General features: G+C 65.8%; 12 protein-coding genes. 7 read left to right on the plus strand and 5 right to left on the minus strand.

Annotated elements, in window-relative coordinates; genetic code table 11:
• Positions 1-341 precede the first annotated feature (341 nt).
• From dnaB to NM203_RS22560, 3 genes are all read left to right on the plus strand, one after another.
• Positions 342-2,165 (plus strand): replicative DNA helicase, encoded by a 1,824-nt coding sequence (gene dnaB, locus NM203_RS22550; protein WP_255062669.1) that lies wholly within the window; start codon positions 342-344, stop codon positions 2,163-2,165.
• Between the two features lie 89 nt (positions 2,166-2,254).
• Positions 2,255-3,520, plus strand: a complete 1,266-nt coding sequence (locus tag NM203_RS22555) for an LAGLIDADG family homing endonuclease (protein WP_456299314.1) — start codon at positions 2,255-2,257, stop codon at positions 3,518-3,520.
• A gap of 174 nt (positions 3,521-3,694) precedes the next feature.
• Positions 3,695-4,558, plus strand: coding sequence for an alpha/beta fold hydrolase (locus tag NM203_RS22560; RefSeq protein WP_255062671.1), 864 nt, complete (start codon positions 3,695-3,697; stop codon positions 4,556-4,558).
• 177 nt (positions 4,559-4,735) lie between these two features.
• Here NM203_RS22560 and NM203_RS22565 read toward each other — a convergent pair whose 3' ends face one another.
• Entirely contained in the window at positions 4,736-5,104 is a 369-nt protein-coding gene (locus NM203_RS22565) for a hypothetical protein (RefSeq protein ID WP_255062672.1), read from the minus strand.
• Positions 5,105-5,167: 63 nt separating this feature from the next.
• Positions 5,168-5,719 (minus strand): YaeQ family protein, encoded by a 552-nt coding sequence (locus NM203_RS22570; RefSeq protein ID WP_255062673.1) that lies wholly within the window; start codon positions 5,717-5,719, stop codon positions 5,168-5,170.
• 85 nt (positions 5,720-5,804) lie between these two features.
• On the opposite strand from NM203_RS22570, the gene NM203_RS22575 reads away from it, so the two are divergent.
• Positions 5,805-6,053: a DUF3297 family protein gene (locus NM203_RS22575; RefSeq protein WP_255062674.1), complete on the plus strand. Its 249-nt coding sequence runs from the start codon at positions 5,805-5,807 to the stop codon at positions 6,051-6,053.
• Between the two features lie 465 nt (positions 6,054-6,518).
• On the opposite strand, the gene NM203_RS22580 is transcribed toward NM203_RS22575, so the two are convergent.
• Entirely contained in the window at positions 6,519-7,496 is a 978-nt protein-coding gene (locus tag NM203_RS22580; protein WP_255062675.1) for a phytanoyl-CoA dioxygenase family protein, read from the minus strand.
• The gene (locus NM203_RS22585) at positions 7,493-8,308 is read right to left on the minus strand and encodes a class I SAM-dependent methyltransferase (RefSeq protein ID WP_255062676.1); all 816 of its coding nucleotides are present in this window, start codon (positions 8,306-8,308) and stop codon (positions 7,493-7,495) included. Before NM203_RS22585 ends, NM203_RS22580 begins: the two co-directional genes overlap by 4 nt.
• Before the next feature lie 101 nt (positions 8,309-8,409).
• On the opposite strand from NM203_RS22585, the gene NM203_RS22590 reads away from it, so the two are divergent.
• Positions 8,410-9,318 (plus strand): methyltransferase, encoded by a 909-nt coding sequence (locus tag NM203_RS22590; RefSeq protein WP_255062677.1) that lies wholly within the window; start codon positions 8,410-8,412, stop codon positions 9,316-9,318.
• 421 nt (positions 9,319-9,739) lie between these two features.
• Here NM203_RS22590 and NM203_RS22595 read toward each other — a convergent pair whose 3' ends face one another.
• Positions 9,740-10,120: a DUF2834 domain-containing protein gene (locus NM203_RS22595; RefSeq protein WP_255062678.1), complete on the minus strand. Its 381-nt coding sequence runs from the start codon at positions 10,118-10,120 to the stop codon at positions 9,740-9,742.
• 263 nt (positions 10,121-10,383) lie between these two features.
• Here NM203_RS22595 and NM203_RS22600 point away from each other — a divergent pair, with 263 nt between their 5' ends.
• Positions 10,384-10,908, plus strand: coding sequence for a TetR/AcrR family transcriptional regulator (locus NM203_RS22600; protein WP_255062679.1), 525 nt, complete (start codon positions 10,384-10,386; stop codon positions 10,906-10,908).
• Complete coding sequence (locus tag NM203_RS22605) at positions 10,905-11,300, plus strand: hypothetical protein (RefSeq protein ID WP_255062680.1); 396 nt, start codon at positions 10,905-10,907, stop codon at positions 11,298-11,300. The genes NM203_RS22600 and NM203_RS22605 overlap by 4 nt, the downstream gene beginning before the upstream one ends.
• Positions 11,301-11,405: the final 105 nt, after the last annotated feature.

Below are 11,405 nucleotides of genomic sequence, written 5' to 3' on the forward strand. Positions count from 1 at the left end.
CACGCCCGAGACGGCAACCTCGCCCGACACGCCGAGGCAATTCACATCCACAGTTCCGCACGTCATCTGTGGTGCCCTTATCTGCGGAGATGCAAAATACCCGGCAGGTTTTACACAAGTTGTCCCCAACGACTCAACATGGCCGTCCACGGATATCCACACGCCATCCACAAGTTCATGCACAGGGTCGTTTGGCGGCGGTTCCAGCAACACATAACGTGAGCCGTCGACGGCGCCCCGTCCTCAGTGTTGAGGCGAGTTGTCACCGGCGCGACCTACCGTCACAGTGGTAACCGTCGAATGCGTGTTCGACTGAGATGCAAAGGGGAGGTGGTCGCTCCGTGGCCGTCGTGGATGACCTCGGGCATTCGGCTGGTCGTTCCGATACCGACGTTCCGCCGCCGAGCGAGGACTACGGTCGTCAGCCTCCGCAGGACATGGCGGCCGAACAGTCCGTCCTCGGCGGCATGCTGCTGAGCAAGGACGCCATCGCCGACGTGCTGGAGAAGCTCCGTCCCGGCGACTTCTACCGGCCCGCCCATCAGAGCGTGTACGACGCGATCCTGGACCTCTACGGCCGCGGTGAACCGGCCGACGCCATCACCGTGTCCGCCGAACTCGACCGGCGCGGTCTGCTCAAGCGCGTCGGCGGAGCGCCGTATCTGCACACGCTGATCTCGACGGTGCCGACCGCGGCCAACGCCGGCTACTACGCGGGCATCGTCGCGGAGAAGTCGCTGCTGCGCCGCCTCGTGGAGGCCGGAACGCGCGTCGTGCAGTACGGGTACGCCGGCGCCGACGGCGCCGACGTCGCCGAGGTGGTCGACCGCGCTCAGGCTGAGATCTACGACGTCACCGAACGGCGCAGCACCTCCGAGGATTTCGTGCCGCTGGAGCAGCTGCTGCAGCCGACGATGGACGAGATCGATGCCATCGCCTCGCAGGGCGGTATCGCCCGCGGCGTGCCCACGGGCTTCACCGAACTCGACGAGTGCACCAACGGGTTGCACCCCGGCCAGATGATCGTCGTGGCGGCGCGGCCCGGTATGGGCAAGGCCCTGAAGCTCGACACCCCGCTGCCGACGCCCACCGGCTGGACGACGATGGGCGACGTTCGGGTCGGCGACGAGTTGATCGGTGCCGACGGGGTGCCGACGCGCGTCGTGGCCGCCACCGAGGTGATGTACGGACGCCCGTGCTTCGAGGTCGAGTTCTCCGACGGCACGATCATCGTGGCCGACGCGGAGCACCAGTGGCCCACCGAGTCCGGTATCCGAACAACGGCTCAATTGCGAAGCGGCGCTGATCGACTCATTCCGGCGACGCTGCCGAGTCGCGCTGGTGGCACGACGGCTCTGCTGGCGCTCGGTGTGCACGTGGCGTGGGTACGTGCCGTCGAGAGCGTCCCGGTGCGCTGCGTGCAGGTCGACAACGAGTCGCATCTCTACCTCGCGGGCGAGGGCATGGTGCCCACGCACAACTCCACGCTCGGGCTCGACTTCCTGAGGTCGTGCTCGATCAAGAACCAGCACGCGAGCATCGTCTTCTCCCTGGAGATGAGCAAGGCCGAGATCGTGATGCGGCTGCTCTCGGCCGAGGCGAAGATCAAGCTCGCCGACATGCGCTCGGGTCGGATGAGCGACGACGACTGGACGCGTCTGGCGCGACGAATGAGCGAGATCAGCGAGGCGCCGCTCTACATCGACGATTCGCCCAACCTGACGATGATGGAGATCCGCGCCAAGTCGCGCCGGCTCGCGCAGAAGACCGATCTCCGGCTGATAGTGATCGACTACCTGCAGCTGATGACGTCCGGCAAGAAGGTGGAGTCCCGCCAGCAGGAAGTCTCCGAATTCTCCAGGCAGATCAAGCTTCTGGCGAAGGAGCTCTCGGTCCCGGTGGTCGCGATGAGCCAGCTGAACCGTGGTCCCGAGCAGCGCACCGACAAGAAGCCGATGTTGGCTGATCTACGTGAAAGTGGATCCATCGAGCAAGATGCGGATATGGTGATTTTGCTGCATCGCCCTGACGCCTTCGAGAAGGACGATCCCCGCGGTGGTGAAGCCGACCTCATCATCGCGAAACACCGTGCAGGACCGACCAAGACAGTCGTGGTCGCGCATCAGTTGCACCTGTCTCGCTTCACGAATATGGCGCATCAGTAGTTAGCTAGAAATTCGACGTTCATGAGGGTCGCGAAGTCGTGAGTTTTCTGGAGAGCTCAAGAATCCTCCGAGCCGATAATGGTTCCGAGGTGGCGGTGGCAGATCTGGTCGGCACCGGTGAGCGTCCGCCGGTGTGGTCGCTCAACGAACGCGGGCACATGGTCGCACGGGCGGTGAGCGGTTTAACCGGAGGCGGACGGCGGGAGGCGTTCATTGTTCGATTGGCCTCCGGCCGCGAGATGGAGGCGAGCGCCGACACCTCGCTCATGACCCTCGGCGGGTGGGTGCCGATCAGCAATCTTCACGTGGGCGACCGGGTGGCGATTCCGCGTCGGGTGCCCGCACCCTCCGATGTGCGGCCGATGGCGGACGACGAGCTCGTTCTGTTGGCACATATGATCGGCGACGGATCGTGTGTGAAGAGCCAGCCGATCCGGTACGCAAGCATCGATGAGATTAACCTCAGCGCGGTGACGAAGGCGGCGTTGCACTTCGGGGTCACGGCGAAGCGTGACGATTACGCCGCGGCGCGAGTCACGACGCTCCGACTCCCTGCGCCGTATCACCTGACCCACGGGAGGCGTAACCCCGTCGCCGCATGGCTTGACGGTTTCGGGATCTTTGGCAAGCGCAGCTATGAAAAGTTCGTGCCGGCACCGGTATTCGCGGCACCGAATCAGCAGATTGCGTTGTTCCTGATGCACCTCTGGTCGACCGACGGTTGTATCACATGGGATGCCAAGCAGCGCTTGGGAAACGTCTACTACGCATCCACTAGTCGGCGGCTGGTGGATGACGTGCGGCAGCTTCTGCTACGGCTCGGCATTCCGACGAGGTTATACCGCGTCGCGCAAGGAAGATACCGGGACGCGTGGCACCTTCGTGTCTTCGGCGCCGGGAATCAGCGCCGCTTCCTCACCGTCGTCGACGCACATGGCCTGAAGTTCTTCGCCGCTCGCGAGGTTCTCTCGAATCTCCAGGGAATTGCCAGCAACGAGAACGTCGACACCGTCCCGAGTGAGGTATGGGATACCGTGCGTCAGCGGCTCAGAGACCAGGGCATGTCGCACCGAGCCTTCGCCGACTCGATGGGGATTAAGTTCTGCGGCAACGCGATGTGGAAGCCGTCGCCCAGCCGCAGCCGTCTGCACCGCGCCGCTGCGATCCTCGACGATCGCGGCCTGCACGACCTGACCACGAATGACGTCCTCTGGGATAGGGTCGTCGAGATCACGGGCATCGGTGAGCAAGACGTCTACCGTGTTGAGGTCGACGGTGCGGACAACGTTGTTGCGAACGGGATTTCGGTGCGAGCGAGCCATGACGTGAACACGGGTGACGCGATCACGCGATAGCAATGCCGTATCCGCGCACGATTGACGGATGTTCCAAGGTTTCGCATCGCCGATGTGCGTGGCGGTGACGATACCTGCGCTCAACATGGCGAATACCCGATGCTCCGGGTCGTCGATGAGCCATCATCAGGCGATCAGAAGGCTCGTGTTCGTGCAACACCGGGGAGGCGATTCATGGTCGACCCCACCGACGGACACGCCGTTCAGCTGCGGGACGGCCGGCGCATGGGGTACGCGGTCTACGGCGACCCGGACGGCTTCGTCGTCGTCAGTGCGCACGGCGGCCTGGCGTGCCGACTGGACGTCGCGGCTGCGGACGCCGTAGCGCGCGACGCCGGAGTCCGGCTGGTGTCGCCGGATCGGCCGGGCATCGGATGGTCCGACCCGCAGCCCGGGCGCACGGTCCTGGACTGGGCCGACGACGTCACGGACATGCTGGACCAACTCGGAATCGACCGTTTCGGCGCCATGGGATGGTCGATGGGTGGCCAGTACGCCGCCGCGATCGGATACGCGGTGCCACAGCGGGTATCGCGGGTGGCAATCGTCGCGGGAGCTCTGCCGCTCACCGAGCCCGGTGTTTTCCCCGAGTTGCCGGCGATCGACCGCGTGTACACGGTGCTGTCCGAGCGGGCACCGTGGGTTGCCCGACTGTGCTTTCGCGGGATGGGATCAGCAGCGCGGTGGGCACCGAACACGTACGGCCGACTGGCCGCTCGCGATTTGGGAGCCGCAGAAGGCGATATCCTCCGCACCGAGGGGTTCGGCACCTTCGCTTCGATGTCAAAGGAAGCCCTGCGTCGGCCGAACGGCGTCGTCGAGGAATACCGCGCGTGGAGGCGCCCGTGGGGATTCGCCCCCGAAGACCTCGAGGTGGCAGTCGACGTGTGGTCCGGAACCGACGACAAACTGATCAATGAGAGATGGCCGACCGCGTTGGCGGACCGCATTCCGAGGGCCCGGTTGTGTGTGCGGTCCGGCGGGCACTTCATGGCCCACCTTCACTACCGGGAGATCTTCCACGCCCTGCGCCACTGAGCTGCGCTCCGATGTGAGCGGTGCGACGCCCGAGCGGTATGCGCGAAACATCTTAATACTCAGGCTCATTCGTGAGGGCGCGACCTGACCAAGAACGATGCCCTATGGGTTGATGCGTCGCACTCCGTCGGTTGTCGCTGCGCGCCATAAGTAGACGGCGCCCCGCGGCGGGCGCGACTACGCCTGATCCAAACTCGGTCGGTAATCAGCCGTCTCAGCCTCGGCGGCCAGCAATGCGCCCAGCTCACCCTCCTGCTGGGCAACGAACACACCCATCACCTGCCGGCATACCTCCGGCACGCTCACCCCACGCATATTCGCAATACGCGTCAGCCCGGTCAGCATTGACGTGGAAACGTGAAACTGCACAGCGAACTGACCGCATGAACCATCCTCAGGCGGCAACCCCGGGCCCACCACCACAGGTTCATCCACCCCGTACTCGCCCAGCTCAGCACCCCGGGCTCGCTCAACAACCCCACCGCTAGCGCCGTCACCGACGCCGTCGGTCGGGTCCCGGAACTCCTCGTGACTGAACAAACCCATTCGCCCACGCTAGACCTCGCAGAGTTACCAGGCCGCCAACCGAGCGCCCTCTGGCTCAGACGTTCACTCCATCGGCTCGGGCGTGAAGGTGACGTCGATACCGCCCACGGTCATCGTCACCTGACCTTCAATCACCATCACCTGCGCCGAAAACCGCCGGTCAACGGTGTGGGCCAGCTGTTGCACCGGTGCGTGCGGTATCTGCACCACCGACAGGTTCGGCAACCCCGCCACTTTGGGTCCTACGGTGCGCCACCAGGTGGCCGCTCCAGCGGCGAACGGGAACAGCAGCACGTGGTCGGCCTGGCTGGCCGCCTTGCCCAGGGCGCGTTCGTCAGGCTGGCCGACGTTGATCCACTCCAGGATGCGGCCCGTGTAGTTGGCGAGCCGCAGGTCCGGGACTCCGGGGGTGGACAGGCCGGCCCCGAACGCCAACTCGCCGTCGATGTCGCTAAGCCGGTGTGCGCGCAGCCCAAACGCCAACAAGCGCACCACCATCCGCTCATCGGTCTCGCTGGGATGACGGGCCACGGTCAGCGTGTGATCGGCGTAGTAACCGTGATCGACATCGGAGACGCTGAGTTCGACTTTGAACACCGTTGCGGAAAGTGCCACGTCATAGTGTCCACCGCCGCACCCCTGGATCGCGTAACTTCTGTGAGGATCAATCCGAGCACCCACGCATTCAACGAAGGCCATCATGTCCGAGGATCAGAACGCAGACGTTCCACCGAATCACCTCTCCATCGATCCGCGCAGCGCGTTCTACGACGAAGACGTGCTCCTCCGTGACGTGGGTATTCGCTTCAACGGCGTTGAGAAAACCAACGTTCACGAATACGACGTGGCCGAGGGTTGGATACGTGTCGAAGTGACTACGGCGAAGGACCGCCGCGGAAATCCCATGGTCGTCAAGCTCAGCGGCACGGTTGAACCCTTCTACCGCTGAATGGAACGGTATCGGCGGCGAGACGCGGCGGTGCGGTTCGCGCGCTGGCCAGCCGACCGTCCTGGGCGATCTTGAGCACCATCGACATCGAGGGATTCCGGCACGCCGTATCTTGGACTTTTTCGCCTCGGCCGCGACATCAGCATGGGCGTGCGAGATAGGACACGCAAAGTCGCCAACGTCGAGAACAACCCCAAAGTGAGCATCTTGCTCGAAGACGGCTCCAGCATGACCTCGCGAGGGAAGGCGCCGGACGTGTGGCGTGCCGGAGTCCGTAAGGCCCACCGCGCCCGGATCGGCTTCGTTGCACGGCGACTGCGGCGCGCCCATTCTGGTCGAGACACGTTGCAGCAAGGGGCATCCGGTAAACCGCGGAGGACGTCGCAGCAGACTTGCGGACAGAACCGGTCAGGTGAGGACTCGCTCTGTGCCGGTAGGCCGCTCACCTGGAACGGCGGCCGCCTGTCAGCCCGCGGGCAGTTCGAGCAGCGGGTTGCGTGGGCTGTCCACCCGCTCACCGGGCTCGGCGCCGGGGATGAACTTGCGCCAGTCGCCGCTGACCATCGTCGGGCTGGGCACCACGCGGGTGCCGTCGGCGAAGTACGTGGTGGCCAGTACGACGCGGGCGGTCATCGTGCGGTTCGCACCAGCGGTGTGGAAACAGCCGGCCGAGTGGAAGCTCACCTCGCCGGCGGCGAACGGACCGTCTTCGACCGCCACCTCATGAGCGCGGAACACGTCGGACACCCCGCGGTCATACGACGTCCCGTGTTTGTCGAACTCAACGTCGGCGACCAGTTTCTCGACCTCGGCCCCCTTGGCGAACGCTAGCGGTCCCATCTCCCGCGGCGTGGGTTGCAGCGGAATCCACGCCGTGAGCACCTTGGGGGAGTCGAGCGGGAAGTGGTGCGCGTCGTAATGCCATGGCGTGCGCCCGGATCCGGGCTCCTTGGACAGGGCGTTGTCGTGGTAGAGCCGCACCCGACGGGTGGCGAGCAGCGCCGCGCTGATGCCGCCGATGCGGGGGGACAGCACTGCCGACCGGATCAGGTCGTCGTGCAACCACATCATCTCGCGGCTCTGGAACCCGACGGCCGGATCGACTGACTCGTCGAGCATCTCGCGAATCCGCATCCGAAGCCGTTCGACGGTTCCAGCGCTCAGGACGCCGGGCAACTTGATGAAGGCCTCGGCCTCGAACTGCCGGACCTGTTCCGCGGTGACCCGGTACGGCTCGGCGAGTTCCGCGGCGACCTCGTCGTCCGAGGGCAACGGCCCCGGATCATGCGGGGTCACGTCGATCAGGGGCCCTGCGGGAGCGGGACCGTCGGCCAGGGACATGTACCAGTCCCACCACTGGTCGTTGCCGCGGTCCCACTCGACGCCCACATCCGACGCGGCGCCCGCGGCCGTCGACTCGGACAGGTGGGGGTTGCGTGTCACGGCTGCTCCCAGGTGATCACGTACGCCTCGTGCTCGAATGCGTAGGCGCCGTCGGTCGTGCGGCAGCCGGCCAGGTATGCGCCGAGCGCCGTTCTGCCCTCCATCTGCTCGAGCGTGACGGTGTCGTCGAACGCACATCGCTGCAGGAAACCCTCGGCCACTGCGCGATCCGATGTCCCGGTGCGGTAGCGGACCGTCTGGACCGCGACGGGCGCTCCGGCGGCCCGCAGGGCGGACTCGACGGCCTCGGCGTCGGTGTAGGGCGTGGCGTCCGGGGCGAAGGACTCGCGATAGGCCTCGTAGAACGTCAGATAGTGCGACCGCGACGACGCGTGCGCGACGGCCCCGAAGCCGCCGGGCCGCAACGCACCGACCATCCGGCTGACACCGGAGGCGAGCTGGTCGGGCGGCAGCGCGTAGAGGGCGTGGGTGGCCCACGCGATGTCGTAACCGGTGCCGACGAAGTCCTGCAGGAAGACCTCGTGCTCGTCGGCGGCCACGAACGGCGGGGCGAGTGCGGCGCGCGCCTCGGCGATGCTGAACGCCGACGGGTCGAGCAGGTCGACCTCGACGACGGGGTCCGCGGGCAGCCCGGCCGCCAGCAGCGCGGTGGGGAACTTCCCGCTCCCGCAGGCCACGTCGAGCAGGCGCACCCGCCCGCCGTCAGCATGTCCGGCGAGGTCGGACGCCCAGTCGCGAGCCTCGGTCAGCTGTCGGTAGTCCTCGGTCGCCAGCGCGTAGAACGCCTCCATCTCCGCCCGGCCCGCCTCGCTCCAGTGCTCGAGGCTGCGCTGGGCGGTATCGAATGGCATGCTGCCAGCCAACCACGAAGTGCTGGAACCGTTTCTTACACATCGGTGTCGTCATGGACGATCGCGTGGCCGGACAGCGCTCGCCGAGGACACTGGCGACAGTGACTGTGTTAGGGCCGACGCTGCCCCTCGACGGGCTGCGCGCCCGAATGCTCGATCAACCGCTTCTCCCGGCGTTGTCCCCTGAGCGCTATGCCCGTACTCACGCCGTCTACGAGGCGGCCAGCGACCAGCGGTCGCTGCTGCAGTCGTGGCTGTCGACCGCCCTCCCACCACTGCTCGGGGACGCCGACCCCGTCCGCGTCGTCGGGGTGGGTGTCGGCGACGGCAGCGTCGACGCTCCCCTGGCTGCGGCACTCGCTGCCGGCGGACGGCGGGTGCGGTACACCGGCGTCGAGCCGCATCCGCCTTCGGCGGCGCAGTTCGCCTCACGGCTGAACGGGCTCGACGCTCCGGCACTGACGCCGACCGTCGTCATCGGCGACTTCGCCGACCACGACACCGGACATCCGGCCGATCTGGTCCATTTCGTGCACTCGCTGTACTACGTCACCGATTTGGCGGCCGCGCTCGACCAAGCGGTGTGTATGGTCCGCTCCGGCGGTTTGTTGATGGCGGCGGTCGCGCCCCTGCAGCCGCTGTGCGCGCTGACCGAACTGCTGTGCCCCTGGACGGGACGTAAGCCCTGGTTCTCCGAGGACGTCTGCGCCGACCTCGAGAGTCGGGGGCTGCATGTCCGCACCGAGACCATCCTGGGAAAACTCGACGCCAGAGATGTGCTCGACGATCCGCGGGGGCGCGGAGAGGCCGTGCTGGACTTCTTGATCGGGGCGCGTTCTCGTGCGCTGGCACGCGATCCCCTTGTCGCGCTGCTGGATTACCTGCGGGAGGTCTCACTGCCGGGACAACCCGGCGTGCTACCGCACCCGGTCGACGTGCTGCTCACCCGGGTGCCTGGCAACGTGAACGTTCAAGACGTGTTGGGCGACAGGGGTTCTCGACAGCGTTGACGGCTTCAGGGCCTACTCGACAAGTCCCGTTTGGATCTTGATCGGGTAACCGACCAGCTTCCGAATAGTGCTGGCGATCGGGTGATCGAGCTCAGGCACCCGGCTCCCACACCCTGGGGTGACGATCCCGTCATTACTGCTGCGCCACAACGCCTTCGTCTCTACAGCGCGGCGACTCAAGTCACCACTCTCCAAGCGGTGCCCGGTGATCGCGTCGGCCTTGAGGCCCGAGCATGAGGAGTTCCGGGCCACTGCGCGGGGTTCCCTCGGGGGGAAATGCGCGCCGCGCGCCGAGGAGTGGGAACGCACCGGGATCACCGTTGAGTATCAATTACTTTCGTGTCAACGTCGATAATGCGGAATCCGAGGTCGTGGCCGTCGGGCAACGTGACTGGTCGCGAACGTCCTCGGCAGCCAACGATTAGGCGGCGCAACCGGAGTCGTTGAGGTCGAAGGCTTGTGAACCGCGGACGTGTGTGCGACTCCGCCGCTCGCGCAGCCACAGATAGAGCGGCAAGCCTACCGACGCCCCGAGAAGCGACCCGATCGCCACGATCGCTCGCTGCTTCCTGGTCAGAACGTCGTCGACGACGGCGACGACCAACAGCGCGAGCACGCTGATGACGACGTCCCATCCGAAGTAGCTGCTGATCGGCGTTGCAAACACTTCCGTTACGAACAGCGGTACGTCGACGCCGTGTCGCATCAACCAGGGCACGAACTGCGATAGCGGAACCACGGTTCCGATCACCAGCAGCGTCAAGAACGCGTTCTCCTTTGTGATTCGTACGTGGTGGGTCATTCTCCGCCTCCCAGCTCAGCTCGTGTAGCAGTTGCTTCATCGAAGGCTAGCGTAACGGTTGCTTCATAACAAGTGCGTCGACGGAAAAGCGGTAGAGGGACGAGGGCGTAAGCGTCGAGGCGGCGCTCGAGCCCGATCAGTGCCCATCAGAGCGACAGGCCGCCATCATCGACACCCATCTTCGGCGGCTGTTGCGCAGCCCGCCTGATGTTCACGTCACTCTGGGGACTCGCGAGAACCTCGGACGGTCGCCGCTTGCCTCAATGAAGCAGTTGCTTCACAATGGTCTGATGAACGCGATGACAGGACGGCGAGCCCGCGACCCGCGGACGCACGCCGTGGACGTCTGCTTGGCGGCCGCGGAAGATGCCGGCAGCCTTGCGCTCGGACTCCGCGACTACGAGCGCATCACCGGTATCAGCGCTCGAATGCTGGTGCACCACTTCGGAAACAAGGCCGGCCTTGAGGCGGCACTCCTGGAGCGGATCGAAGCCAGGCTGCTCGACCACGTCGTCATGCAGCAAGCGGAATCCGCCAGCCCGTATGACATCGCGAAGGGTTTCGCCGAACCGGACTTCGCCAGTCTGCGCGTGTTGCTGCGACTTCTGTTGGGCCGCGCGCTGTCCGGCGACCAGGCCGCCGCGAAGGTGCTGCGCGGCGAGCGGGAGCGTTGGCGGGCAGCACTGCTCGCCACGTGCGGATCGACCCGAATCGCCGAAGAAGCGCTCTTCACCTTGGTGGGCGGGGCTGTCGACGCCATGCTGGGCGAAGGGGCGGCGCCAGAATGAACGCCGCGAACGTATTGGTGGTGTCCGCAGTCTTGCAAGCGGCCCGGGGCGCGCTGCTCGGCTGGCCGATCGCGCTCACCCAGGCGAACGTGATCCGCGCATCGGCGAACGCGCGCCGCCGCCTGTTGCAATGTCACCTCGACAATCTGTTCATGGCGGCGCTGCAGTTCGGCGTCGCCGCGGCAACTGAGCCACCATCGTGGGTGGCGTGGTGCATCGCCGTCGGCGGGTGGACGAACGCTCAATTGTTCGTGATTCCGCTCATCCGCCCGGCCCTCGATCCTGCGAGCCGCGTCATTGCCGCAGTGGCGATCCCGTCATTTCTCCTCACCACCGTCGGGTGGGTCGGACTCGCGGCCACGACCATCACGACGCTAGCTACTTCGACCTGAAAAAGGATTGATGGTCGGTGCGGCTCGATGGTGGTTCTGGCGTCGAGGGGACTCTGGCGCTGACATCGGTTGTCATCCGGCCAGAGCGCTGATCTTGACCAGGTT

This window comes from Mycolicibacterium arenosum (assembly GCF_024320865.1).
Taxonomy (GTDB): Bacteria; Actinomycetota; Actinomycetes; order Mycobacteriales; family Mycobacteriaceae; genus Mycobacterium; species Mycobacterium arenosum.

What these genes read in the sequence shown, in the direction of transcription:
- NM203_RS22595 (WP_255062678.1), bottom strand. Translation starts at nt 10,120, where the DNA reads ATGACCCACCACGTACGAATCACAAAGGAGAACGCGTTCTTGACGCTG.
- NM203_RS22605 (WP_255062680.1), top strand. Translation starts at nt 10,905, where the DNA reads ATGAACGCCGCGAACGTATTGGTGGTGTCCGCAGTCTTGCAAGCGGCC.
- NM203_RS22565 (WP_255062672.1), bottom strand. Translation starts at nt 5,104, where the DNA reads ATGGGTTTGTTCAGTCACGAGGAGTTCCGGGACCCGACCGACGGCGTC.
- NM203_RS22560 (WP_255062671.1), top strand. Translation starts at nt 3,695, where the DNA reads ATGGTCGACCCCACCGACGGACACGCCGTTCAGCTGCGGGACGGCCGG.
- NM203_RS22600 (WP_255062679.1), top strand. Translation starts at nt 10,384, where the DNA reads ATGAAGCAGTTGCTTCACAATGGTCTGATGAACGCGATGACAGGACGG.
- NM203_RS22575 (WP_255062674.1), top strand. Translation starts at nt 5,805, where the DNA reads ATGTCCGAGGATCAGAACGCAGACGTTCCACCGAATCACCTCTCCATC.
- NM203_RS22585 (WP_255062676.1), bottom strand. Translation starts at nt 8,308, where the DNA reads ATGCCATTCGATACCGCCCAGCGCAGCCTCGAGCACTGGAGCGAGGCG.